Origin of the sequence: Pseudomonas sp. SWRI154 (genome assembly GCF_014268645.1) — a bacterium.
GTDB classification, from domain to species: domain Bacteria; phylum Pseudomonadota; class Gammaproteobacteria; order Pseudomonadales; family Pseudomonadaceae; genus Aquipseudomonas; species Aquipseudomonas marvdashtae.
This window is the reverse complement of record NZ_JABWQW010000003.1, coordinates 137,614-162,351: the sequence shown is the minus strand read 5'-3', so window position 1 is coordinate 162,351 and position 24,738 is coordinate 137,614. Positions and strand designations below refer to the sequence as shown.

At 61.8% G+C, this 24,738-nt stretch carries 19 protein-coding genes and 2 pseudogenes; 8 read left to right on the top strand and 13 right to left on the bottom strand.

Annotated elements, in window-relative coordinates:
* Nucleotides 1–18: 18 nt before the first annotated feature.
* From HU806_RS04325 to sfnG, 5 genes and pseudogenes are all read right to left on the bottom strand, one after another.
* Nucleotides 19–1,086, bottom strand: coding sequence for a branched-chain amino acid ABC transporter permease (locus tag HU806_RS04325; RefSeq protein ID WP_186610119.1), 1,068 nt, complete (start codon nt 1,084–1,086; stop codon nt 19–21).
* A 9-nt stretch (nt 1,087–1,095) separates the two neighbouring features.
* A pseudogene (locus tag HU806_RS04320) lies at nt 1,096–1,975 on the bottom strand (branched-chain amino acid ABC transporter permease).
* A 66-nt stretch (nt 1,976–2,041) separates the two neighbouring features.
* Complete coding sequence (locus HU806_RS04315) at nt 2,042–2,824, bottom strand: ABC transporter ATP-binding protein (RefSeq protein WP_186610117.1); 783 nt, start codon at nt 2,822–2,824, stop codon at nt 2,042–2,044.
* Entirely contained in the window at nt 2,821–3,987 is a 1,167-nt protein-coding gene (locus tag HU806_RS04310; RefSeq protein ID WP_186610114.1) for an AMP-binding protein, read from the bottom strand. Before HU806_RS04310 ends, HU806_RS04315 begins: the two co-directional genes overlap by 4 nt.
* Nucleotides 3,988–4,000: 13 nt before the next feature.
* A complete protein-coding gene (sfnG, locus tag HU806_RS04305; RefSeq protein WP_186610112.1) occupies nt 4,001–5,098 on the bottom strand; it encodes a dimethylsulfone monooxygenase SfnG in 1,098 nt (365 codons plus the stop codon).
* A gap of 380 nt (nt 5,099–5,478) precedes the next feature.
* On the opposite strand from sfnG, the gene HU806_RS04300 reads away from it, so the two are divergent.
* From HU806_RS04300 to HU806_RS04290, 3 genes are all read left to right on the top strand, one after another.
* Nucleotides 5,479–6,723, top strand: a complete 1,245-nt coding sequence (locus HU806_RS04300) for an acyl-CoA dehydrogenase family protein (RefSeq protein WP_186610110.1) — start codon at nt 5,479–5,481, stop codon at nt 6,721–6,723.
* Nucleotides 6,724–6,904: 181 nt separating this feature from the next.
* On the top strand, nt 6,905–8,044 hold the full coding sequence (locus HU806_RS04295) for an epoxide hydrolase family protein (RefSeq protein WP_186610108.1): 1,140 nt from the start codon (nt 6,905–6,907) through the stop codon (nt 8,042–8,044).
* Nucleotides 8,045–8,505: 461 nt separating this feature from the next.
* Nucleotides 8,506–8,787 (top strand): fructose-bisphosphate aldolase, encoded by a 282-nt coding sequence (locus tag HU806_RS04290; protein WP_186610106.1) that lies wholly within the window; start codon nt 8,506–8,508, stop codon nt 8,785–8,787.
* A gap of 989 nt (nt 8,788–9,776) precedes the next feature.
* Here the strand turns inward: HU806_RS04290 and HU806_RS04285 are convergent.
* The 4 genes from HU806_RS04285 to HU806_RS04270 are packed head-to-tail and all read right to left on the bottom strand — an operon-like array spanning nt 9,777 to nt 14,903.
* Complete coding sequence (locus tag HU806_RS04285) at nt 9,777–9,998, bottom strand: formate dehydrogenase subunit delta (protein ID WP_186610104.1); 222 nt, start codon at nt 9,996–9,998, stop codon at nt 9,777–9,779.
* Nucleotides 9,995–12,871, bottom strand: coding sequence for a formate dehydrogenase subunit alpha (gene fdhF / locus HU806_RS04280; protein ID WP_186610101.1), 2,877 nt, complete (start codon nt 12,869–12,871; stop codon nt 9,995–9,997). The genes HU806_RS04285 and fdhF overlap by 4 nt, the downstream gene beginning before the upstream one ends.
* Nucleotides 12,868–14,427 (bottom strand): formate dehydrogenase beta subunit, encoded by a 1,560-nt coding sequence (locus tag HU806_RS04275; RefSeq protein WP_186610099.1) that lies wholly within the window; start codon nt 14,425–14,427, stop codon nt 12,868–12,870. Before HU806_RS04275 ends, fdhF begins: the two co-directional genes overlap by 4 nt.
* Nucleotides 14,421–14,903: a formate dehydrogenase subunit gamma gene (locus tag HU806_RS04270; RefSeq protein WP_186610097.1), complete on the bottom strand. Its 483-nt coding sequence runs from the start codon at nt 14,901–14,903 to the stop codon at nt 14,421–14,423. The genes HU806_RS04275 and HU806_RS04270 overlap by 7 nt, the downstream gene beginning before the upstream one ends.
* 353 nt (nt 14,904–15,256) lie before the next feature.
* On the opposite strand from HU806_RS04270, the pseudogene HU806_RS26790 reads away from it, so the two are divergent.
* Both HU806_RS26790 and HU806_RS04265 read left to right on the top strand, forming a co-directional pair.
* A pseudogene (locus HU806_RS26790) lies at nt 15,257–15,373 on the top strand (hypothetical protein); the annotation flags it as partial.
* A gap of 202 nt (nt 15,374–15,575) precedes the next feature.
* A complete protein-coding gene (locus tag HU806_RS04265; RefSeq protein WP_186610095.1) occupies nt 15,576–16,469 on the top strand; it encodes a LysR family transcriptional regulator in 894 nt (297 codons plus the stop codon).
* Here HU806_RS04265 and HU806_RS04260 read toward each other — a convergent pair.
* Entirely contained in the window at nt 16,457–17,668 is a 1,212-nt protein-coding gene (locus tag HU806_RS04260; protein WP_186610093.1) for a (R)-mandelonitrile lyase, read from the bottom strand. The two genes, HU806_RS04265 and HU806_RS04260, sit on opposite strands and share 13 nt — an antisense overlap.
* A 302-nt stretch (nt 17,669–17,970) precedes the next feature.
* On the opposite strand from HU806_RS04260, the gene HU806_RS04255 reads away from it, so the two are divergent.
* The 3 genes from HU806_RS04255 to HU806_RS04245 all read left to right on the top strand — a co-directional run bounded on the left by HU806_RS04255 (nt 17,971) and on the right by HU806_RS04245 (nt 21,544).
* Complete coding sequence (locus HU806_RS04255) at nt 17,971–19,689, top strand: RHS repeat domain-containing protein (protein WP_186610078.1); 1,719 nt, start codon at nt 17,971–17,973, stop codon at nt 19,687–19,689.
* A 192-nt stretch (nt 19,690–19,881) separates the two neighbouring features.
* Entirely contained in the window at nt 19,882–20,580 is a 699-nt protein-coding gene (locus HU806_RS04250) for a hypothetical protein (protein ID WP_186610077.1), read from the top strand.
* 64 nt (nt 20,581–20,644) lie between these two features.
* Nucleotides 20,645–21,544: an AraC family transcriptional regulator gene (locus tag HU806_RS04245; protein WP_189672365.1), complete on the top strand. Its 900-nt coding sequence runs from the start codon at nt 20,645–20,647 to the stop codon at nt 21,542–21,544.
* A gap of 75 nt (nt 21,545–21,619) precedes the next feature.
* On the opposite strand, the gene HU806_RS04240 is transcribed toward HU806_RS04245, so the two are convergent.
* Genes HU806_RS04240 through HU806_RS04230 form a run of 3 tightly spaced genes read right to left on the bottom strand, consistent with a single transcriptional unit; the run spans nt 21,620 to nt 24,630 of the window.
* Nucleotides 21,620–22,063: an HIT family protein gene (locus HU806_RS04240; protein ID WP_186610067.1), complete on the bottom strand. Its 444-nt coding sequence runs from the start codon at nt 22,061–22,063 to the stop codon at nt 21,620–21,622.
* Nucleotides 22,064–22,084: 21 nt separating this feature from the next.
* The gene (locus HU806_RS04235; RefSeq protein WP_186610065.1) at nt 22,085–22,447 is read right to left on the bottom strand and encodes a response regulator; all 363 of its coding nucleotides are present in this window, start codon (nt 22,445–22,447) and stop codon (nt 22,085–22,087) included.
* Nucleotides 22,444–24,630, bottom strand: a complete 2,187-nt coding sequence (locus HU806_RS04230; RefSeq protein ID WP_186610062.1) for a PAS domain-containing sensor histidine kinase — start codon at nt 24,628–24,630, stop codon at nt 22,444–22,446. The genes HU806_RS04235 and HU806_RS04230 overlap by 4 nt, the downstream gene beginning before the upstream one ends.
* Nucleotides 24,631–24,738: the final 108 nt, after the last annotated feature.

Sequence of the window (24,738 nt, the reverse complement as noted above, 5' to 3'; positions counted from 1 at the left end):
CAATACAAATGGAGCGGCTCAGTAGCGCAACGGCCACCGCCGCGCACGCTCGCGAAATCGTTGCCAGAGGCGCGCAAGGCCCTCCGGTTCCTTGATCAGGAACAGGATGATCAGGGCACCAAAAAACATTTTTTGCAGGTTCTCGACCTGGCCGGCGTCGATCAGTCCGCTGGGCAGCAGCGACACCAGATTGGAAAGCAACACCGGGAAAAGGACGATGAATGCCGCCCCGAGGAAGTTGCCGAGCAGACTGCCGAGGCCGCCGATAATGATGATGAACAAGACTTGGAAAGACCGATTCAGGTCAAAACCGTGGGGCTCGACGGTGCCCAGGTAAGCGAAGGCCCAGAGCGCGCCGGCCACACCGAGGAAAAAGCCGCTGATGGCAAAGGCCAGCAGCTTGGTTTTTGCCAGCGGGATACCCATCACTGCCGCTGCCGTGTCCATGTCGCGCACCGCCATCCACTGGCGTCCCAACTCGCTGCGCACCAGGTTGTTGCCTAGCCAGAACAGCGCCACCACCACCGTCAGGGTCAGTAGATAGCGACCGGCCGGCGCGTTGAGGTTCACGCCGAAGATGTCCAGGCGCGGCGCGCTGATGACCCCCGACGCACTGTGATTGGAAAACCAGCCAAACCGGGTCAGCGCCCACGTCACGAAAAACTGCGCCGCCAAGGTCGAGACCAATAAATAGAAGCCCTTGATGCGCAGGCTCGGCAAACCAAACAGCACCGACACCAACGCCGCCACCAGCCCGCCCAGCGCAATGCTGAGCAACAGCGGTAAACCGTCGACACGCACCTCAAGGTTGTAAGTAGCAAAGGCACCCACGGCCATGAACGCCGCGGACCCCAGGGACAGTTGCCCGGCGTAGCCAGTGAGCAAGTTGAGCCCCAACCCGGCCAACGACAGCACCAGGAATGGAATCAGGATTGCGCTGAGCCAGTAATCATTTCCCACCCACGGCACCACGACGAAGGCAATCAGCAGCAGCGCCACGAGCCCGTGGCGGTCCTGGCGCAAGGCAAAGACGCGGCGATCCTCGGCATAACGCGTGCTGAACTGGCCTGCTTCTCGATAAAACATGCTGCTCTCCTAGACCCGTTCGATGGCGCGTTCGCCAAACAACCCTGCCGGACGCACCAGCAGGAACAGCAGCGCCAGCCCATAGGGGAACCAGTTCTCGATGCCACTGCCGATGACAGGCCCGAGGTACACCTCCGCCAATTTTTCCGATGCGCCGATGATCAGCCCGCCGACAATCGCCCCGCTGATGGAGGTGAAGCCGCCGATGATCAGCACCGGCAAAGCCTTGAGCACCACCAGCGACAGCGAAAACTGCACCCCCAGGCGAGCGCCCCAGAGCAGGCCAGCGACCAGCCCGACAAATCCCGCCACCGTCCACACCACCACCCAGACCCGTTGCAAGCGGATGCCCACGGCCAGCGCCGCCAACGGGTCGTCGGCCACGGCCCGCAGCGCCAGGCCCAATCGGGTTTTGTTGAACAGCCAGGACAGCAGCGCCACCAGTGACGCGGCGGTCAGCGCGGCGAAAATATCGAACTGCGACAGCAGCATCCCGCCCAGTTCCAGCGGCTCGTCGCTGATGCCCAGGTCCAGGCCATGCACCTGGGCACCCCACAACGCCTGGGCAAACCCTTCGATGACATAGGAAAGCCCGAGGGTGGCCATGAACAACGTGATCGGCGAGCGGTTCACCAGTGGACGCAACACCACGCGCTCCACCGCCACGGCGATCAGCAGCATCGCCGCGAGGCTGATGACAAACGCCAACCAGAACGGCACGCCGCGCTCCAGCAGGCTGACGAAGGTCAGTGCCGAGAACAGCACCATCGCGCCCTGGGCGAAATTGAACACGCCGGAGGCCTTGTAGATCAGGACAAACCCGATGGCCACCAAGGCGTACATCACCCCGGCCAAACCCGCCAATTAATACTTCAAAGAAAAATTCCATAGCGGTTCCTGGTTTGCGGACGCAGCTTGCCGGCCCTCCCTGATGGGAAGGCTCGAATTTCATGAATCAGTGTCGAGTGCCGAGGTAAGCCGAAATGACCTCGGGGTTTTGCCGTACAACTTCGGGGGCGCCGTCGCCGATCTTGCGACCGTAATCGAGCACCACCACATGGTCGCTAATGCCCATGACGACGCCGATGTCGTGCTCGATCAACACCACCGTGGTGCCCAACTCACGGTTGATGTCGACGATGAAGCGGCTCATCTGCTGCTTTTCCTCAGCGTTCATCCCAGCCATCGGCTCGTCCAGTAATAACAGCCTGGGCTCCGCCGCCAGCGCGCGAGCCAGCTCCACGCGTTTCTGCAGACCGTAAGGCAGCGTGCCCACCAGCAAGTCGCGCCAGGGCTGCAAGTGCAAAAACTCGATGACGCGCTCGGCCGCTTCGCGCTGGCGGTCGTCCTCGGCACCGGCCCGGCCGATCCGCAACGCCTGCTCGAGCCAAGTGCTGCGACGCTTGAGGTTGCGGCCGGTGAGCACGTTGTCGAGCACGCTCATGCCTCTGAACAGCGCGATGTTCTGGAACGTCCGGGCGACGCCACGCACGGCCACATCGTGGGCACGCAGGCGCCGACGCTCGTCGCCGTCAAAACGGATGCGCCCCTCCTGGGCTTGGTAGACACCGCTGATGATATTGAGCAACGAACTCTTGCCGGCGCCGTTAGGCCCGATCAGGGCACAAATCTCACCGGCGGCGACGCGAAAGCTGATGTCGGTGACGGCTTTGACGCCCTTGAATGACAGCGAAATATTGTCCAGTTCCAACAATTGCCTGGCGGCCGGTTGAGTCATGACGTCGCCTCCTGCCAAACCCTTTGGGAATGACGCTTGCCTTCTGCATCGGTGCTGGAAACCAAAGTAATCGCCGGCACTTCCCAGTGGGCCGAATCCCGCCATTGGCGGACGTTGATGCCCAAGGCTTGGAAAAAAGCCTGGGTCGCGGGCCGCAACGCCTCGCCCACCACCAACGGCGCATGGGTTCGCGAAAAGCCGAGGACATCGCGCAGCGGCCGCCGCACCAGCCAATGGCCCACGAACCGCCGCAACAGCCCCGGTCGTGCGGCCAAGGCCCAATCCACCAGTTTGCGCGCGCCATCGCCCGGTTCGGGCAGGCGTTCCAGCGCATAGCCATGCAAGCGCTCATAGGTTTCGCGCGTGCCGGCCACCAGCGTCGGGCCCAGCTCCCGTCGATCACGATCGCGGGTCGCAAGGTTCTCGGGAAAATTCAAGCGAAAACCGGCGATCAACCAAGGCGCCAGCAGATACCGCGCCTGACCACCCGAGGCAAAGCCTCGGGCGGCCAGCGCCTCGTCCTTTGGCCCCAGTCCTTCGCGCTGAACCAGTTGTTGACCGTCCTGCAACAGCTCGACGTGACTGATGCGTTGCCGTTCAATGGCCTGTGGTCCCTGGCGGTAGAGGACAAACGCGGTTTGCTGCGCACGGGCTTGCGGGAGCGTTTCGACAAACGTCTTCGACCCCGTCAACGTGGCGTAATCCAGCGCCTGGTCAAACGGAACCAAGCCCGCCAGGCCGCGCCTGTCCAGATAAATCAGTACGCGGGGAGCCACCTCTGCCGCGCCTAGACGCAACAGTTCTTCGGGCCCTTCGGCCACGACGAAATCCGGCAGCAATTGGCCGAGCAGTTGCGCCTGCCCGGCAGCCGTGTCCAACGGATCGAGCAGGCTCGCCGCCCCCCCGAGCCACTGCGCCGCGAGCGCCGCCACGATGGCCTGCGGCCGCGGACGGCTGATGATCGTCAGGGTCGCGCCCACCGAGAATCCGCCGTCCTGCAAGGCGTTCGCCAGGCGCTGCACCTCATCGGCCAACTGCCACCAGGTCCACACTTGCCAGACGCCCAGGTGCTTGTGGCGCAGGGCGACCTCCGTGCCGTGCTCAAGCGCCTGCCGATGCAGCCAGTGGGGCAAAGTGTCGAAGGTTTCAATGAGCGTGCCCATGCTGCCTCCCCGCCTAAGCGACCGCCGCCGTTTTCGTCGCCACTTTGCCCTGTTCCAGCTCGCGCACCAGCGGCAGGACCCGTTGACCGAAATATTCCACCTCCTCCTGGAAGTGCAGGAAAGCGGCGAGCACCAGATCCACCCCCACGGCTTTCAACGCAACGATGCGTTCGGCGATCTGCCGGGGCGTGCCGATCAGGTTGGTCTTGAAGCCATCGTTGTATTGCACCAAGTCTTCGAAACTGGACTTGGCCCAGTTGCCCTCGCCTTCCGGACTGGCCTTGCCGGCCTGTTTTGCCGCGTCGCCAAACGCGTTGACGGCTTCGGGGTCGGCCTGGTCAATAATCTGTGCGAGCACCGCGCGCGCTTCTTCTTCCGTGTCACGGGCGATGACAAAGGCGTTCACGCCAACCTTGACGGTGTGGTTGTTGGCGGCCGCTTTGGTCCGCAAATCATCGATCTGGGCCTTGACCCCTTCCACCGTGTTGCCGTTGGTGAAATACCAGTCGGACACCCGGGCGGCCATGTCCCGCGCGGCCCGCGAACTGCCGCCCTGGAAAATTTCCGGGTGTTGCTGCAAAGGTTTTGGCTTGAGGGTGTAGCTGTTGAAGCGATAGAAGTCGCCGCGAAAGGTGAAGTTGTCGGTGGTCCAGACGCCCTTGAGCGTGGTGATGAACTCTTCAGAACGGCGATAACGCTCGTCGTGTTCCAGCCAGGGTTCGCCGATGGCGTTGAATTCACCCTTGAACCAGCCGGACACCACGTTGATCGCCACGCGGCCGCCGGTGAGCTGGTCGATGGTTGCAATCTGCTTGGCCAATACCGAAGGCGTCCACGGCCCCGGCAACACCGCCGCGATGACCTTCAGGCGCGTGGTCGCCGCCAGCAGCGCATGGCTGAACGCCACCGATTCGTGCTGGTATTCGGCGCCATAACCGGCGGTGAAACGAATCTGGGTCAGGGCATAGTCGAAGCCGGCGGCCTCGGCGATCTGCGCGAGCTTGCGGTTGTAATCGATGCCCCAGTCGGTGCGCTGGGGGATCTTGCTGACCACCAATCCACCGCTGACATTGGGTACCCAGTAGGCAAACTTGATCGTGTCCTGGCTCATTACGTGTACTCCCAGCTCGTTGAAATATAGGCGTCGTCGCCTCTGCAACGGCTAGAGCAGCAACCGTGCCACTTGTATTTATCCTTGATAATCAAGTGGTTACATAAACAGCTCAGGGTGTATGGCTGTCGTGCGGCAGACAGGCTGTTGAATCGCTGTTGCACAGCCAACAGCCCGCGCGTCGCCGCCCCTGGCGGTCACTGTTGCCCGACACACAGTCGCCAGACAGTTTGTTCGTCGGGCGACAGCCTGGGCGCTTTGGAATAGGGCAAACGCCCCGTTTTCGTTGGCTTCGGGCACCGGGCATGGAGCATGCAATGACGGTCTGCAACGGCAGGCCTTCGCCCTGCCCGCCTCTCGTCAACACAAGGAACATCGCCATGACCGCACAGCAACAACACCTGCCACCTGTCCTTTCCACCGGCACCGACTATGAGGCGCTGGCCCAGCGATTCCGGCCGATCTTTGCGCGCATCCAAAGCGGCGCGCTGGCCCGTGAACAGTCACGCAGCTTGCCCTTCGAACCAGTGAAATGGCTCAAGGAAGCGGGCTTTGGCGCGGTGCGCGTGCCGGTGGAATTCGGCGGCGCCGGGGCCTCGTTGCCACAGCTGTTGCAACTGTTGATCGAACTGGCCGAAGCCGACTCCAACCTGCCCCAAGCCCTGCGCGGGCACTTTGCTTTTGTCGAAGATCGCCTCAATGCCCACGCCAGCAGTCCGCAAGGCGTCTGGTTCAAGCGCTTCGTCAACGGCGACCTGGTGGGCAACGCCTGGACCGAAATTGGCGCGGTGAAACTCGGCCAGGTCATCACCCGAGTGTCTCGCCAAGGCGAGCAATGGGTGGCCAACGGCACCAAGTACTACAGCACCGGCAGCATCTTCGCCGACTGGATCGACCTCTATGCCCAACGCGACGACAACGGCGCCGATGTGATCGCCGTCGTGAATGTCCACCAACCTGGCGTCAAGCAAAGCGACGACTGGGACGGCTTCGGTCAACGCACCACCGGCAGCGGCACGTCGGCGTTCGAGAACGCCGTGGTCGACGCCGAGAACCTCATCGACTTCTCCACCCGTTTCAAATACCAGACCGCGTTCTATCAACTGGTCCTTCTCGCCGTGCAGACCGGCGCCGGTCGCGCCGCCGTCCAGGACTTCAGCGAGCAAGTGCGCCAGCGCACCCGCGTCTTCAGCACCGGCAACGCCAGCGAAGTCAGCCAGGACGTGCAAGTGCAGCAGGTGATCGGCAAGGCCTCGGCGCAAGTCTACGCCGCCGAGGCCACGACCCTGCGCGCGGCCGGCGCCTCGCAACGTGCCTACGAAAGCCGTTTCGGCCAAGACGCCGAAATCGAACACACCGCCAATATCCTCGCCGAACTGGAGTCGGCCCAAGCCCAGGTGGTGGTCGCCGACCTGACGCTGCGCGCCACCAGCGACCTGTTCAACGCCCTCGGTGCCTCCGCCACCAGCACCAGCAAAGCCCTCGACCGCCACTGGCGCAACGCCCGCACGGCGGCTTCGCATAATCCGTTGATCTACAAGGAGCGCATCATTGGCGACTGGGAAATCAATGGGACGGAGCCGCCGTATGTCTGGCAGATTGGTGGAGGATCGAAGCCGCGTTGACTTTCCTTCGCGGCGTCAGCGGTTGTTGCGCAGGATGGAGAAATTCAGCGCAGCAGCCGGGAGCATGGCAGGCAGCGGTGGGTTACGATCCATTGCAGTGTCCATTGTCCGAAGACTCGCTGGCCCGCGCATAAATTCAATAAGCGTTCGCGACGCCTGCAAAAGCCAACAGGGAACAAGCATGTTCGCCCGACCTTTCTCCATCGACATTCCCGAAAGCGCCCTTGATGACCTTCGCCATCGCCTGCAAAACACCCGGCTCCCGGTGCCACTGGCCGGGCAAGGTTGGCGCGAAGGGATGGACATTGATGTGCTCCACGCACTGATTGCCCAATGGTCGAACGCATTCGACTGGCGAACCCAGGAAGCAGCGCTCAACCGCCTGCCGCAATTTGTCGCCACGCTGGGCGAGCAGCAGGTTCACTTCGTCCATCAGCGCGGCGTCGGGCCCAATCCGATGCCACTCGTGCTCACTCACGGCTGGCCCGGCTCGTTCATCGAGATGCAGCGCATCATCGCGCTGCTGACGGATCCGGCCAGCCATGGCGGCGATCCGGCCGATGCGTTCGATGTGGTGGTGCCGTCGTTGCCCGGCTACACCTTTTCCGCGCCGTTCATACAAGCCGGTTGCGGGCCATTCGAGGTGGCGGGTTTGTGGGGCGAGCTGATGACCGGGCTGGGTTATGAACGGTTCGGTGCCCAGGGCGGCGATGTCGGAGCGGCTGTAACGTCCTGGCTGGGGGTGCGCTTTCCCGAGCGCCTGACCGGCATCCACCTCAACTACATTCCCGGCGCGTACCGCCCGCCGCTTGGCGAAACTGATCCACCTTTGAGCGAAGAAGAATCTGCTTACCTGCAACGCGCCGCGGCCTTCAGCGAAGCCGAAGGTGCCTATGCGCACATCCAACGAACCAAGCCACAAAGCCTGGCTGTGGGCCTCAACGATTCTCCGGCGGGATTGCTGGCCTGGATGGGGGAAAAGATTCTGTCGTGGTGCGATCCGGGCGCCGCTATCGATCGCGAATGGCTGTTGACCAATGTGACGCTCTACTGGCTGACGAACTGCATTGGTTCGTCGTTTCGCCCGTATGTGGAGGGCATCCGGCGGCCTCTGGTGCTTGCCAGCGGTGAGCGAGTGAACCCGCCGCTTGGGGTCGCGTTGTTTCCCAAGGAACTGCCGCTACCGCCACGCAGTTGGGTGGAGCGCGGCTATAACGTCAGGCGCTGGACGCAGATGCCGCGCGGTGGTCATTTTGCGGCGTTGGAGCAGCCGGAGTTGTTGGCGGGGGATATTCGGGCATTTTTTCGGGACTTTCGATGAGCCAAGGCGGTCCGTAAATCTTGTAGGAAATGACTACCCGTGGCGAGGGAGCTTGCTCTCGCTGGGGTGCGAAGCGGCCTGGGATCGGCGGCTCCGTTTCGTCAGACGTACCGCAGCGCTCGGTTTTACGGCGGCTGCGCCACCGAGCGGGAGCAAGCTCCCTCGCCACGGGTTCTGTGTGCGTCCTACAGGTCGGTTGTGGGGGTTGGGATCGACTTCTATAGTTGGGCTCGTCGCTGGCTTTGGCTGGTGGCTGGGTTTCGCAGCCCGACTGCAAAGGAAATGCACCGTCGAATGAAATTCAGGCAAACTTGCCCGCGTTCATTTTATGGCGGTTGCGCGCGGGAGATCTTCGGGTCTGCCGGGTTTTCCTTCCTCGGTCTGCGAACCCGCGCGCAACTGCCACCCGTTTGTTTCGCAGCGAAAAGGTGGCATTTCTTTTTTCTTGAAGGAAATACCTTATGACAGCTGATCAAGCATCTTTCCGTTTCACCCCCCTCACCCAGACGGTCACCACACACCCCGTCCTGCTGATCGACAACCACGCGCCACTGCCCGAACTCCACGCCTGTGTCAGTGAACGACTGTATGCCACGCTCGATTACCTGACGCTCGTGGCCTGTTCCAGCCTGCGCGACTCATCCACCAGTGATATCAACACTCTGACCAACGTTGCCCGGATCCTCGTGCAGGACGTGGCCGACGTGTTCGGCGTCATCGAACGACGGGGTCTCGAGGGTTGATTTGATTGCGGAATTGGGCTTGGCATTGGGTACATATCCATTGCTGCGGTGATGGCTGCTAAGGGTTTCGCTTTTACAGCGAGTCACTTTCGAAAGGCACGAAAGTAACCAAAGTGCCTTTGCCCCACCACTCGGCACCTCGCCTAGGCTCGGTGTGCCCTCACTCCGGCATTGCTCCGTGGGCCCGCCGCGAAGGCCCATCCATGGGCCAGCGCGGCTATCCCGGCATCCATGCCGGGATACCCACTGCGCAATGCCTGCGTTCGGCCAGCGTGGTTAACGGGGCGCCGAGATCAACGTCCGCCGCGAGGCGGCCTGATAGCCGACCTGGTTTAGGTTGGGACCGCGTATCTCCTGTGAGTACGGGTTTGCTAGCAATAACGGTGGGTGAGCAGGCATGGCGACGAAAGTGCCCTGGTCTTCACTGGCACAAGCAAACGCCGCTTTCGAAAGCAAACGATAAACCTGTGGCGAGGGAGCTTGCTCCCGCTGGGCTGCGCAGCAGACCCAAAACCATTCAGCAAGGTGTATCTGGATAATCGCAGGGTTGCATTTTACGACTGCTGCGCAGCCGAGCGGGAGCAAGCTCCCTCGCCACGGGGGTATCGATTTTCTTGAGTTCAGGACTTCCCACAGGAGGAACGCGATCACCTGCAGACAGGCCGGCTATCAGGCCGCCTCGTGGTGGACGTTGATTTCGGCGCCCCGTTAACCACGCTGGCTGAACGAAGGTGTTGTGGAGTGGGTAACCCGGCATGGATGCCGGGTTAGCCGCGCTGGACCATGGATGGTCCTTCGCGGCGGGCCCACGGAGCAATGCCTTCGTTCAGGCATGCCGAGCCTTAGCGAGGCACCAAGTGGTGGGGCAAAAGCGTTTTGCTTACTTTTGACTGGGCCGGCTTCCGGGCTTCTCAAAAGTGAGTCGCCGTAAGGGCGGAACCATAAGCAGCCGTCACCGCAGAAACGGATATGTACCCGGTCAAAATAGATCAGGTAGCCCCCTCAGGTTCAGTCAACGCCGCCAACACCAACGGATGCAAAACCGCATCCGGATGTTTTTCCTGCCACGCCCCGAGATCCCGGCGCATCCCCGGCGTCCAGAAGTTCTTGATGTGCTGTCGGACCCCACTCACCGCCAGCGCCTGATCAGGCTCCGTGGCGAAATACCGGGCGATCTCGTTGGCCATCTTGATCAGGTTCTGCGAGCTCATCGGCGTACCTCGGCTTTTTCGGCGTGACGACGTTCCTTCAGCAGTCGCCGCTGCTCATCGCTGAAAGCCTGATACCGCTTCTGCCATTCCGAAGGCTGGCTGACCCGCACGATCTCCACTGCCGTGACCTTGTATTCCGGGCAGTTGGTGGCCCAGTCGGAGTTGTCGGTGGTGATCACGTTGGCCCCGGATTCAGGGAAGTGGAAGGTCGTATAAACCACACCCGGCGCCACCCGCTCCGTAACCTTGGCCCGCAGCACCGTCTGGCCGGCGCGGCTGCCGATACCGACCCAGTCTTCGTCGACAATCCCACGGTTCTCGGCATCGGTCGGGTGGATTTCCAGGCGATCTTCCTCGTGCCAAGCGACGTTGTCGGTGCGCCGGGTCTGGGCACCGACGTTGTACTGGCTGAGGATCCGCCCGGTGGTCAGCAATAGCGGATAACGACCGTTGACCTTCTCTTCGGTGGGCACGTAGCCGGTGAGCATGAAGCGTCCTTTACCGCGCACGAACTCGTCGATGTGCATGGTCGGCGTGCCATCCGGCGCGGCATCGTTGCACGGCCATTGCAGGCTGCCGTGCCGCTCCAGTTCGGTGTAGCTGACGCGGCTGAACGTCGGCGTCAGGCGGGCGATCTCGTCCATGATTTCCGAAGGATGGTTGTAGTGCATCTTGTAGCCAAGGGCATCGGCCAGGGCGATGGTGGCTTCCCAGTCGGCCTTGCCGGCCAGCGGGTCCATCACTTTGCGGACCCGCGAGATGCGGCGTTCGGCGTTGGTGAAGGTGCCGTCCTTTTCCAGGAACGAGCTGCCCGGCAAAAACACGTGGGCGAACTTCGCTGTTTCGTTGAGGAAGATGTCCTGGACGATCACGCATTCCAGAGCAGTCAAGGCCGCGGTCACATGCTGGGTGTTGGGGTCGCTCTGGGCGATGTCCTCGCCCTGGCAGTAAAGCGCCTTGAAGGTGCCGTCCAGCGCCGCCTCGAACATGTTCGGGATGCGCAGGCCCGGGTCGGGTTGCAGGGTCACGTTCCAGGCTTGTTCGAACTGGGCGCGCACCGTTTCGTTGGAGATGTGCCGGTAGCCGGGCAATTCGTGGGGGAACGAGCCCATGTCGCAGGAACCCTGGACGTTGTTCTGACCCCGCAACGGGTTCACTCCGACGCCTTCGCGGCCGATGTTGCCGGTGGCCATGGCGAGGTTGGCGATGCCCATCACCGAGGTACTGCCCTGACTGTGTTCGGTGACGCCGAGGCCATAGTAAATGGCCGCGTTGCCACCCGTGGCGTAGACCCGCGCCGCGGCGCGGATTTGCTCGGCGGGCACACCGCAGACCGGGCCGAGGACCTCAGGGGCGTTTTCCGGCAGGCTGACGAAATCACGCCAGCGGGCAAAATCCGTCGCCTCGCAACGCGCCTTGACGAAAGGCTCGTCAACCAGGCCGTCAGTGACGATCACGTGGGCCAGCGCGTTGAGCATCGCCACGTTGGTGCCCGGACGCAATTGCAAGTGCAGCTCGGCTCGGGCGTGAGGCGAATCCACCAGGTCGATGCGCCGTGGGTCGATGACGATCAGCCGCGCGCCCTGGCGCAGGCGACGCTTGAGCTGGGAGCCAAACACCGGGTGAGCGTCGGTGGGGTTGGCGCCCATCACCATGATCACGTCGGCTTTCATCACCGAGTCGAAGTTCTGCGTGCCGGCGGATTCGCCCAGCGTTTGCTTGAGGCCGTAACCCGTCGGCGAATGACAGACCCGGGCGCAGGTGTCGACGTTATTGTTGCCGAACGCCGTGCGCACCAGCTTCTGCACCAGGTAGGTTTCTTCGTTGGTGCAGCGGCTGGAGGTGATGCCGCCGATGGAATCGCGGCCGTACTTGAGCTGGATCCGTCGCAGTTCGCTGGCGGCATAGGTGACCGCCTCGTCCCAGCTGACTTCCTGCCACGGGTCACTGATGTGCTTGCGGATCATCGGCTTGGTGATGCGGTCCGGGTGAGTCGCGTAGCCCCAGGCAAAGCGACCCTTGACGCACGAGTGGCCGTGGTTGGCCTGGCCGTTCTTGTCCGGGACCATGCGCACCAGTTGCTCGCCTTTCATCTCGGCGCGGAACGAGCAGCCCACGCCGCAATAGGCGCAGGTGGTGACGACGCTGCGTTCCGGCTGGCCGATCTCCACCACGCTCTTGTCGATCAGCGTCGCCGTCGGGCAGGCCTGGACGCAAGCGCCGCAGGAGACGCATTCGGAATCGAGGAAGTTGTCGCCGCCGGCCGCTTCCACTCGGGAATCGAAACCACGCCCGGTGATGGTCAGGGCGAAGGTGCCCTGGATTTCCTCGCAGGCGCGCACGCAGCGACTGCAGACGATGCATTTGCTCGGGTCGTAATCGAAATAAGGGTTGGACACGTCCTTGGCTTCGGCCAGGTGATTGGCGCCTTCATAGCCATAGCGCACTTCCCGCAGGCCCACCTGCCCCGCCACCGTTTGCAATTCGCAGTTGCCGTTGGCCGGGCACGTCAGGCAGTCCAGTGGGTGATCGGAAATGTACAGTTCCATCACGTTGCGGCGCAGCGTGGCGAGCTTGGAGGTCTGGGTGCGCACCACCATGCCCTCGGTCACGGGCGTGGTGCATGAGGCCGGGTAACCGCGCATGCCGTCGATCTCCACCAGGCACATGCGACAGGAGCCGAAGGCTTCCATGCTGTCGGTGGCGCACAGCTTGGGGATGGTGGTGCCGAGCAAGGCCGCCGCGCGCATCACCGACGTGCCGGAGGGGACGTTGATCTCGCGGCCATCGATGGTCAGGCTGACTTGCACGTCGCTTTCGCGAGCCGGGGTGCCCAGGTCAATGTCGCTGGCTGGGTCGAAGATGGTGATCATTGGTCGGCCTCCGTGGTCGCCAGACCGAAGTCGGCGGGGAAGTACTTGAGGGCGCTGGCGACGGGGTAGGACGTCATCCCACCGAGGGCACAGAGCGAGCCGTATTGCAGGGTGTCGCAAAGGTCTTGCAGCAACAACGCCTGTTCCTGGCGGGCGTTGGCATCGGTGCTGGCGATCAAGCGATCCACCACCTCGACGCCTCGGGTTGAACCGATGCGGCACGGCGTGCATTTGCCGCAGGACTCCTCGGCGCAGAACTGCAAGGCGAACCGGGCCATCCGGGCCATGTCGAGACTGTCATCGGCGACCACCACGCCACCGTGGCCGAGCATCGCGCCCATGGCGGCGAACGCTTCGTAGTCCAGCGGCGTATCGAATTGCGCCGGAGGCACCCAAGCGCCCAGCGGTCCGCCGACTTGCGCGGCCTTCAGCGGGCGACCGCTGGCGGTGCCGCCGCCGTACTCTTCCACCAACTCGCGCAGGCTCAGGCCAAACGCGCGTTCCACCAGGCCGCCGCGACGAACATTGCCGGCCAGCTGGAACGGCATGGTGCCCAGCGAGCGACCCATGCCGAAGTCGCGATAGAACTGCGCGCCCTTCTCCAGGATCACCGGCACGGAGGCCAGGGTCACGACGTTATGGACCAGGGTCGGCAAGCCGAACAGGCCCTGTAACGCTGGCAGCGGCGGCTTGGCGCGGACCATGCCGCGCTTGCCTTCGAGGGATTCCAGCAGCGCCGTTTCCTCGCCACAGATGTAGGCGCCGGCGCCCACCCGGACTTCAATGTCGAAGGCGCAACCGCTGCTGCCCACGTCCGCGCCCAGGTAACCGGCCTCGCGGGCGATGTACAGGGCTTGATTCAATGTGCTGATGGCGTCCGGGTATTCGGAGCGGACGTAGATGTAGCCCATCGTCGCGCCGACGGCGATCCCGGCGATGATCATGCCTTCGATCAACAGGAAGGGATCACCTTCCATCAACATGCGGTCGGCGAAGGTGCCTGAGTCGCCCTCGTCGGCGTTGCACACCACGTATTTCTGCGGGCCCTGGGCGTCGCGCACGGTGCGCCACTTGATGCCCGCCGGGAACGCCGCGCCACCGCGACCGCGCAAACCGGAGTCCAGCACATTGGCGACAACCTCGGCGCCATCCAACTGGATCGAGCGGGCGAGGCCGCGGAATCCGCCTTGGGCGCGGTAGTCGTCGAGGGACAAGGGTTGGGTGATGCCGGCACGGGCGAACAGCAGGCGTTGCTGGCTTTTCAGGTAGGGAATGTTTTCCACCAGCCCCAACGCTGATGGATGGCTGCCTGGGTCGTGGGCGAGCGCATCGAGCAGGCCCGGCACGTCTTGTGCGGTGAGCGGGCCAAAACCCAACCGCCCTTCGGGCGTCTCTAGCTCCACCAACGGTTCCAGCCAATAAAGGCCTCGGGAACTGGTACGCCGCACCTGAAGCGGCAATTGACGACGCTCGGCCTCATGGACCAGCGCCTCAGCCACTCTGTCAGCGCCGACGGCACGGGCCACTGAATCACGGGGAACGCAGAGCGTCAGCATGGACCATCCTCCAGGCATCCGTTCACCAATTGGCGCAGGCGTTCAGGGGTCAGCCGCGCGTGCAACTCTCCGTCCAACTCCAAGGCCGGCGAGCAGACGCAGGCACCCAGGCAGTAGACCGGCCGCAGGCTGATGGCTCCGTCGGCGCTGGTGCCGTGATCGTCCAGCGACAGTTGCTCGCGCAACTGCGCCGCCAGGCCCTCGGCCCCCATGCTCTGGCACGACTCGGCCCGGCACAGGCGCAGCGTGTGACGCGCCGGCGGCGTGGTGCGAAAGTCATGGTAGAAGCTGATGACGCCGCGCACTTCAGCCAGACTGAGGTTCAGGGCATGGGCGATTTCCGGGACAGCGGCATCGGGAACGTACCCGCAACCTTCCTGGATGGCATGGAGGATGGGCAACAAGGCACCGGGGGTGTCCTTCTTGCGCGCCAGCACGCTGTGGATCAGAGGCAGGTGAAGCGTCTCATCAAGCATAAACGTACCTCGGCATCTCGAACGGCAGCGCCGCGTGGCGGTAGTCGTTCGGAGTCTTGGCTGCGGCGTGCGGCCCACGTCACGGTAGCGTGGCAAATCCGATCGCCATTCTTGCTCTCCGGCCAGGTGTCTTTTGGCGCACTTGGTCCGGGGCATCTTCACAGCTTGCCACTCCCGGGGGGTGGCGATTGCACGTGGACGACGAAACGTGTTCTGAAAGCGACGATTGGATAGCTTGCTTCTCGAAACAACGCTCCCTGACAAGATAGACGATGCACGGCGTTTGGCAGGACTGAAATGCCTGCCATCCGCAACGCGGGACCTATCGGGACGGCGACCATGTCCTTGTCGATGGTCAGCCCAAGGAACTGGTCATCATCCCTGGGGCCGGGCATGTCGATTTCTATGATCGCGTCGATCTGATTCCTTTTGATAAGTTGACGAGTTTTTTCCAGAGCAATCTGAAGTAATCATAAATCACACCGCTCATACTGCGGCCGAACGCAGGATCTGTGGCGAGGGAGCTTGCTCCCGCTCGGGTGCGAAGCAGCCGCCAAAGCTTGGGGCCGCTGCGCGACCCAGCGGGAGCAAGCTCCCTCGCCACGGGGCCGTGTGTTGACTGGATTGAGCGCGTGTAGCTATCCGCTGAAAAAAAGAACCAGAGACGGACCAATGACCACTGAACGCTACGACCAACTCGCCATTTTCTCGACCGTGGCCCAAGAGCGCAGTTTTACCCGGGCAGCCGCCAAACTCGGCATGTCCCAGCCGGCGTTGAGCCGAGCGATGCGTCAGTTGGAGGAGCGGCTGGGGGTGAGGTTGTTGTCGCGCACCACGCGCAGCGTTGCGCCGACCGAAGCGGGCGAACACCTGTTGCGGGTGGTGGCACCGCGGTTCGAAGAAATCGATAACGAGATGGCGATGCTCAGTGAGTTTCGCGACAAACCGGCCGGCAAATTGCGCATCACCGCTGGCGAACATTCGGCGATCACCGTCCTGCAATCCGTTCTCGCCAAGCTGGTGCCAGACCACCCCGACCTCACCATCGAAATCATCGTCGACTACGGCTTTACCGACATCGTCGCGGAGGGTTTCGACGCCGGTGTGCGGTTGGGACCGCAGGTCGCCAAGGACATGATCGCCATGCGCATCGGTCCCGACATGCGCATGGCGGTCGTGGGTTCCCCGGCCTATTTCGCCCGACATCCCAAGCCCATCCTTCCAAACGAGCTGACGGCGCACAACTGCATCAACCTGCGCATGCCGACCCATGGCGCCCTCTACGTTTGGGAATTCGAGAAAGATGGACAAGAATTGAACGTTCGGGTGGAAGGCCAATTGGTATTCAACACGATCGCCATGCGCCTGGAGGCCGCGCTCCAGGGCTTGGGACTGGCCTTCATGCCGGAGGATCTGGTGCGGGACGCAGTAGCGCAAGGCCGGTTGATCCGGGTGCTGGAGGATTGGTGCGAACCGTTTTCCGGCTATCACCTCTACTACCCAAGTCGCCGCCAGAGTTCGCCAGCCTTCACGCTGCTGCGCGAAGCCTTGCGTTATGAAGGTTGATTGGCCTGGGCGGCATCCAACGCCTCTGACGCACGTTTGGCTGCGGCGGTGTCGCCCTGCTCGTTAAGTAACTGGATCAGCTCTCGCAGCTGCGAAGCGCTCAATCCGACCCGAAGGCTGACGGCCATGTGCGAACGCAGTTGTGACTCCACGCCCGGAGTGGCCGCGAGGGCTGCCACCGTCGCCAGTTCTCGGCTTTGCCAGTCCAGATTGTCGCGCTCGAAAATGTCGCCGAACAGATGGGTTTGCAGGTATTGATTGATGACCGGGGCAAAATCGAACAACGGCCCGCTGACCGGCGCACCGACGAGGCGTGTCTGATTGGCCTTGCCCGCCGCCAGCAATGCATCGCCGGTGGGAATCGGGCGAACGGGCTCGCGTCCCGGATCGTCCTGGACGTCGCGTTGCTTGCGAGCCTCGACTACCTTCATCAACTCGCCGAGGGCGTTAAGGCTGCGGGGGAAGCCGCTGTAGGCGTAGAGTTGCACAAGGATTTCCTTCGCCTCGCTGATGGTCAGCCCCGCGTCCAGGCCTTTATTCAATGCGGTATTGAGCGCCGGCATGTTGCTGGTCGCCATGGCGGCGGCAATCAGCGGGATGGCGCGCTGCTTGGCCGAAAGCGTCTGGGAAACCTGCGTCGCATCCGGCTTGGCCAATGGCGCCAGCGCTGCGCCGGCAGCGTATTGCTCATCACTGACTTGTTCCATCCAGTCGACGTTCTTGCCACCCTCCGTACCGGTCAAGGCCAGATGCGTCATGGCGCTGGTCGGTGCGGCGCCATGCCAGTGCTTGACGCCCGGCGGACAAACAATCACATCGCCTGGGTGGATGTGCTGCACCGGCTTGCCCCATTCCTGGGTCAGGCCCACGCCGGAGACCACCACCAATCGCTGGCCGGCGGGATGGGTATGCCAGGCCGAGCGCGCGCCCGGTTCGAAGCTGACGTAGGCACCGGAAACATTGATCTCATCTGTCGCGGGGAATAATGGATCGACACGCACCCGACCGGTGAAATAGTCCGCAGGCCCCGCCGTCGAGGCCTGGCTGCCCGCCCGGATGATCTGCTGTGAGTGGCGCGACTCGCTGGCGCTTTGCGTGCCTGCGGCGTCGGCAAAAGGCGCCGCTGCACATAAGGCAAAACAAAGGGTCCCGGCCTTGGCGGCAGCGGGTACTTTTGATGGGGTCAAACGCTGGGTCATCTGGCTTGCCTCTCGATTGATATCGTAGAGAGACAAACTACGCGCGCGTGATTGATCGATAAACCGTGCCAATGGCATAGGACTTATGCTCGGTTCGTATAAATCCTCATGAAGAGGAAGATCTTAATTTTTTGTTTTTATAGCTAACGCGTCTTGAGTACCATCGCGAACTGATAGTTCTGACAGGTCACAAACCCTGTCGAACAGCGCTAATGTCATGTCCGGCGGTGAAGGATCGTTCAGCGCCTTCCATGGGCTCCTGACAGGAGCCTGGATCAGGACATATCGTGCGCCGAGACCAGATGACTTCCTCCCCGGCATTACATGCGGCAACACCGGTTTTATCGGTCTTCGAGCCACGAGGACTGCCAGCGCGCACGGTGCTTTATCACCGACGAGTCGAGGGCGAACCTTCCGAATCCCGGATCCATCGTCAGGCTTATGACACATCGGGTCGCCCGGTGGCGCACTGGGATCCACGCCTATGGGCGTTGGTTGAGGGAGGCTCCACGGCACCGGCGAATCAGACCTCGATTCATAGCCTGTCCAGTAAAGCGCTTGCCCAAAACAGTGTCGATTCAGGCTGGCTCTTGAGCTTGTTAGACGAAGCGGGCCAGGTGTCGCGCCGCTGGGACAGCCGCGGTACTCAGGCACGTATCGAATACGACGACTCGTTACGTCCGGTAGCGATGTTCGAGCAAGGTCAAGGGGAGCTTGAGCGTTGCGCGGAACGCCGATCTTACGGGGGGGCCGAGGCCAGTGCGCATAATTTGTGTGGCCAACTGATGCGCCATGATGATCCAGCTGGCAGCGTACAGGTGCACGAAGCAGCCTTGATTGGTGGGGTCATCCAGCAATCTCGCCGTTTTTTACGTGAGCAAACGCCGCCTGACTGGCCGCTTGAGCTGTCCTTGCGCGATGCATTGTTGGAACCCGCACCAGAGGATGCGATAACGCAGCACCACTATAATGCCGTGGGCAATGTGCTGACCCAGACAGACGCCAAAGGCCATCGCCAGCGCTTCACCTATTCTGTGGCTGGGCATTTGCACAGCGTTCGGCTGCAATTGGCCGGACAAGCCGAACAGCTGTTACTGTCGGGAATAGGCTACAACGCCTTCGCCCAAATCGAGACTCAAACCGCCGGCAATGGACTCGTCACTTCAGCCGATTACTCTCCCAGCGACGGACGGCTCATGCACTTGCTGGCGCGAAGGACGGACGGCACATGCCTGCTCGACCTTCGCTACGATTACGACCCGGTGGGCAATGTCTTGAGCGTTCGCGATGAAGCCCAGCCCGTGCGTTTCTTCAATAACCAACGCATCGAGCCAATCAGCACTTATCGCTACGACACGCTGTACCAACTGATCGAGGCTACGGGAAGAGAAATCGCCACGGGACGACAGGGACCAGCCTTGCCAGAACTAAGACCAACGCCGCTTGACCCCAACCAACTGAGTCAATTCACCCAGACCTATTGGTACGACACCGGCAATAACCTGACCACGTTGCGGCATGTCGGCGCCCAGCCCTACACCCATGAAATGCAGGTGGCTCCGTTGAGCAACCGCAGCGTGCCGAAGGACGTCGAGCTGACTTCGGCGTTCGATGTCAACGGGAACCTGCTCCAGTTGCAGCCCGGACAAGCGCTAAGCTGGGACCTGCGTAACCAGTTGCAATGCGTCACCCCGATAGAGCGGCTAGAAACCGTCAACGACGATGAAGTGTATGTCTATGACGGTGGCGGCGAGCGGGTCCGCAAAATTCGCCGCAGCCAAGCCAGGATGGTCTCGCACCGGGCGGAGGTGCGTTATTTGCCCGGTCTGGAGTTACGAACCGACACAGCGAATGGCGAAAGCCTGCAAGTAATCAGTGTGCCCGTCGGCCTCGGTGGAGTTCGAGTATTACATTGGGACGCCGGGCTACCTGACGGCATGAGTAATGATCAGTTTCGCTACAGCGTGAGCGACCACCTGGGCAGTTGCACCCTGGAACTGGTACCGGATGGTCAGGAATAACCCGGTCACTTTGATCGACCAAGATGGGCTTGCCCCCATCTATCCTGTTCTAGGCGCTTTTCTGAGTGATGTGTTCATGACGGTGAATATGACTTGATTGGTAGCCAGCGCCTGGAGCCAGGCGCGTCAGCAGATTACGCGCCAATCGCAATATGGGGTGACCGGATCCACGTCGGCACGGCTGGAAGGCACATGGGGATTCGCCCAACCGACGAGGCAGGTTTCCCTGATTTTGTTGGCGAAATAACAGGGCGGGAGATCAGCAACGACTCTGGGCATTACCGTCCCTCGGGCGGATTGGGGCACCTTGTCCCGGAGGGGTACGTGTACAAGGAAAAACACGCCGCAGAAGCCGGCTCCCCGATACGCCTGAGCATGCTCTCTTCGCCTCAGGAGTATGTGGATAAGGTGACGGCATTCAGGAAAGAGCACGACAGATCGGAAAGGGCCGGAGCTGTGCTGGATTTCCTGGCGTATCACGGTTTGCAGGGTGAAGCCCAGCGCGCCGCCTTCGCGTATGAAAACGTACATATCACTCGACTTTTTCGAGACAGTGGACTGGACATAGAGAAAAGCTTCGGTGAAGTCCTGTTGGAGCTTGAAGGTGAAATTGCCCCCCTCGAGACAGTGATTTCATTAAATCCCCGTTCCAGCCAAAGCAACAAAGCAAAACTTGCAATGTTGCAGAACAGAGTAGCGGCCATGAACAAAATCAGTTCCAAGGCGCCTGATGTCCTTCGACAACCGTACTCTGCCTACAAACGAGACGTTGAATTGCTCCGCGCCCCTCCGACAGTGGCTGCTTTAGCGAATCCGGGCACGCCAAAGGCCGCACGCCCTTTCAAAAAACCCGGTTTCCTTCACCGGATCAAAAACGCGATAGGGCGTTAAAGCAGCGAAACGTTTCCTCTGAGCAAACGCGGCTAGGCAGGCTCGCCGCGTATAGTCGATGCTTATGTCGACCACACCTCCAAGAGGCGTATCCGTGCCTGAGCTACCTAACGACTGCGCTTACACCAAACGCTTCGACGCCGTACTGGCCTATATCGAGGCCAATCTTGAAGGCGATCTTTCGGTGCAGACGTTGAGTCAAGTGGCGAATTTCTCGGTGTTTCACTTCCATCGCCAATTCACGGCATTCGTGGGCGTGCCTGTTTCCCGTTACGTGCAGTTGATACGGCTGCGACGCGCGGCGCATCGCCTGGTCGCCCTTGCCGATTACCCGGTACTGGACGCCGCGCTGGATGCGGGTTTTAAAAGCCCCGAGGCATTTTGCCGGGCGTTCGGCCGAGCGTTCGGCAGTGCACCAAGCATGTTCAGGAAGAACGCGAACTGGCAGGTCTGGAACACGGTATTCGCCGTCCCTCATTTTTCCAGGAAAGTACTCATGCACGTACGAATCATCGAACTCCCCGAAATCAAGGTGGCGGCGCTTGAGCACCGCGGACCGCCAGGGCTCGTCAACGAGAGCGTATGCCAGTTCATCGCATGGCGCATGAGTAGCGGGCAGTCGCCGGTGGCGTCAAGCCGCACGTTCGGCATTCCCTACGGCAACCCCGACACGACACCGCCACACGCCTTCCGATTCGCGATCTGCGGTGAGATTCTCGAAGACGTGACGCCGAATGACTTCGGCGTACACCCGCTGGTCATTCCCGGCGGTCGCTATGCCGTGGTGCGCCACGCAGGATCTCCCGATCACATCGGCGAAACGATCTATCCGATCTACCGCGACTGGCTTCCCGGCAGCGGCGAGGAACTGCGTGACCAGCCATTGGTTTTCCACTACTTGAGCGTCTATCCCGAGACACCGCAGGATCAATGGCAGACTGATGTGTATGTGCCGCTGCGGTAGCGGGATAAGCCCTTCCGCCCTTCGGCTTACCCGCAAGCCCGCGCATGGGGCATCCGGCGCTGATCAGGAACCCAGTCAGCCCTCAGAACGAATACGCTCCACCAACCGCGCCTGCAATTGCTCGAGCTCCTGCGGATCAGCTTTCCCCTGCCCATGGGCGCCAGGCGCTTGGCCTTCCCAGCGTGGGATGATGTGCACATGGATGTGGTAGACCGTCTGCCCCGCTGGCGCGCCGTTGAATTGGGCGATCTGCACACCGTCAGGCTGCAACTCGTCGACGATGACGCGGGTGAGGCGCTGCACCGCTGACATCAGCTTCCCCAGCACCGCAGGGTCGACTTCCAGGATGTTCCGGGCCTGGGCCGCCTTGGGAATGACTAGTACGTGACCGCGCGACTGAGGGAAGAGGTCGAGGAAAGCCAACACATCCGCGTCTTCGTAGATCTTGTAGCAAGGGGCTTCGTCGCGAAGGATAAGCGCAAAAATATTCTGCGGATCGTATTGGCCGTGCAAGCTCATGGTCGCTCCTTGGAAGGTATTTTAACTTTTTAGCGTCAGCGCTATCTTCTGCTGCAATTCGCTTTCTGAGAATGGTTTATGCAAAACCGGGTATCTGGCAAATTCGCCAGGCACACCGCTAGCACCGTATCCGGTACTGAACAGGAAAGGAATATCGCGATTACGCAGTATTTCTGCAACGGGAAAAACGCGTTCACCGGCCAGGTTGACGTCCAGGATCGCCAAGTCGATCTGCGCCGTGCCCGCCATTTCACGGGCCACGGCGAGCCGTGGAACGGACGCCACCACCGTGCACCCCAGCTCTTCGAGCATTTCCTCGATCAACATGGCGACTGTGCCTTCGTCTTCGACAAGGAGCACTCTGATACCCGCAAACAGGGTCATGCGTGGTTCTCAGCGACCATAAACGAGAAGCGACAAAGAACGCCCTCAGGAGCAAAGGTGAGCACGAATATTCCGCCGAGGTCACGCTCGATGCAACGCTTCATCAAACGTGAACCGAGCCCTTCGCGCTCCGGCTGGTGCACCAGCGGTCCACCCTGCTCGCGCCAATCCACCGTCAGCAAGGTCCCGTTCGGTTGCGGCTGGACGTTCCAGTTCACCGAGAGCCTGCCGGTCTCGACAGACATCGCGCCGTACTTGAGGGCATTGATCGCCAGCTCATTGAGGGTCATCGTCAGGCCAAGCGCGATTCGCGTATCGACATCGATGGCATCACCCTCGATGGTGATCCGACCGGGCTCGGCTCCGAATATCGGGGTGAGCACTTCCTGCGCCAGGGAAGCGAGGGGTGTATGGCCCCAGTGCCGCCTCGTCAGCAGGTCGTGGGCTCGGGACAAGGCGAGAAGGCGAGCCTCGAACCGGGTGTAGCCGTCCTTGGCGTCCTGGGCGTTGCGCGCCGTTTGGGCTGCCAGGGATTGCACGGTGGCGAGGGTGTTCTTGACCCGGTGATTGAGTTCGTCGATCAGTGTCTTCTGCCGGTCTTCCGCCTGCTTTCGCTCGGTGATATCCACCAGCATGTTGATGGCGCCGACCAGGTTGCCTTCGGCATCGTGCAGCGGCGTGGGATATGGGGCGAACGGTACGCGGGTGCCATCCGGCCGTTCTGCTATCGCTTCGACACCGCGTATCGGTCGGTTTTCCTTCAAGGCGACCGCCATCGGACACTGGTCGTGGGGCAGCGGGGTTCCGTCGGTGGTGAACAGTTTCCAAGTCACGCACCAGAGCTCGCCCAATCGAGGCGTGCGACCTGATAGTTCGACCGCCGCCCGGTTGAAGAAGTTGATACGGCCGTCGGCGTCGGTGGTGTAGACCGCTGCGGGCAGTGCTTCGAGCAGATTGCGCATGTGCCGCTCGCTTTCGCGAATCTGGTTCTCCATCCGTCGCGCCAAGGTGACATCCTGGAGCACGCGCACGCCATAGCAAAACACCCCGTCGGCGTCCCTGACCGATGAACTGTGGATGTCCAGGTACACGGTCTCGCCGTCAGGCTTGAAAGCGCGCTTGCGCAGCTCGTAGTTGTCCAGCTCGCCGGCCACTTGGCGCGCATATAAGGCAGCATCCTCGTCGGTGCTGTCGGGGTGGGTGTAGTCCAGGAAAGTCATTTGCAACAGTTCTTCGCGCGACCGACCGAGCATGTTGCAGAGGGCGTCGTTGACCCGCAGCAGGCGTCCGTCCGCGCCGGCCTCGGCGATGCCGATCGTCGCCGCTTCGTACGTCGCCGACAGCCTGTCGTCGCTCTCCTTGCGTGCGGCTTCGGCCGTATGGACACAAGTCATGTCCACCGTGAAGCAGCGCGTATTGAAGAGCTTGCCCTGTTCGAACCGCCCGTTGGAAGTGATCGAGACATGCTTGATCGAGCCGTCCTTGGCCCTCAAGCGCGCTGGATAGTTTTCCAGGCATTCGCCGCTGCTCAACTTGCTCAGGATGTCGCAGATGACGGGCTCGTCGACATGAAACTCGCTGATGTTGCGGCCGATATATTCTTTTTCCGAATAGCCCAGCAGGGTCAGCTCGGCCTTGTTGGCGCGCAGGATGATGCCCTCGCCACTAACGATGTGCAGGCCCACCGCGCTGTTCTCGAAAAAATCTTCGAGGTCGGCGTTCTTGTGCCGAAGCTCTTCGGCCACGGCATGGTGGGCCGAGACATCCTGGAAGCAGTTGATCGCGCCCTGGATGACCCCTTGCGAGTCCTTCAGGGCCCGGATGTTCACCAGTGCCACGAACCGCGCCCCATCCGGACGTTCGATGATCACTTCCTGGTTGCGCGTCGGCAGACCCGTTTCCAGGGACGTCGCCATCGGGCAGGCTTCCAACGCAAGCGGGGTACCGTCGGGCAGGAAAAGGCGATAAGAACCACAGAAGCGGTCACCACCCTCCCCCAGCATCGGCACTCGTCCCCACATTGCCGCCGCCTCGCTGTTATACCGGACCAGCCAGCCTGCGCGGTCGCAGATGTACACGGCGCCGGGAATGGCATCGAGCGCGTTCGTTCCAATCGCCACGAGACTTTCGTACTCGCTCGGCGGCGTACGCGTCTCTGTGGGAAACGCTTCAATATTCGACATGGTTCATCCTCAATCCGCCTGGCCTTGCCATCGCTGCGGTCCTGCGACTTCGCAATGGACACTAGACCCCCTGTTCATCCCGCGAGTTCAGGGAAACTCGACACCGCA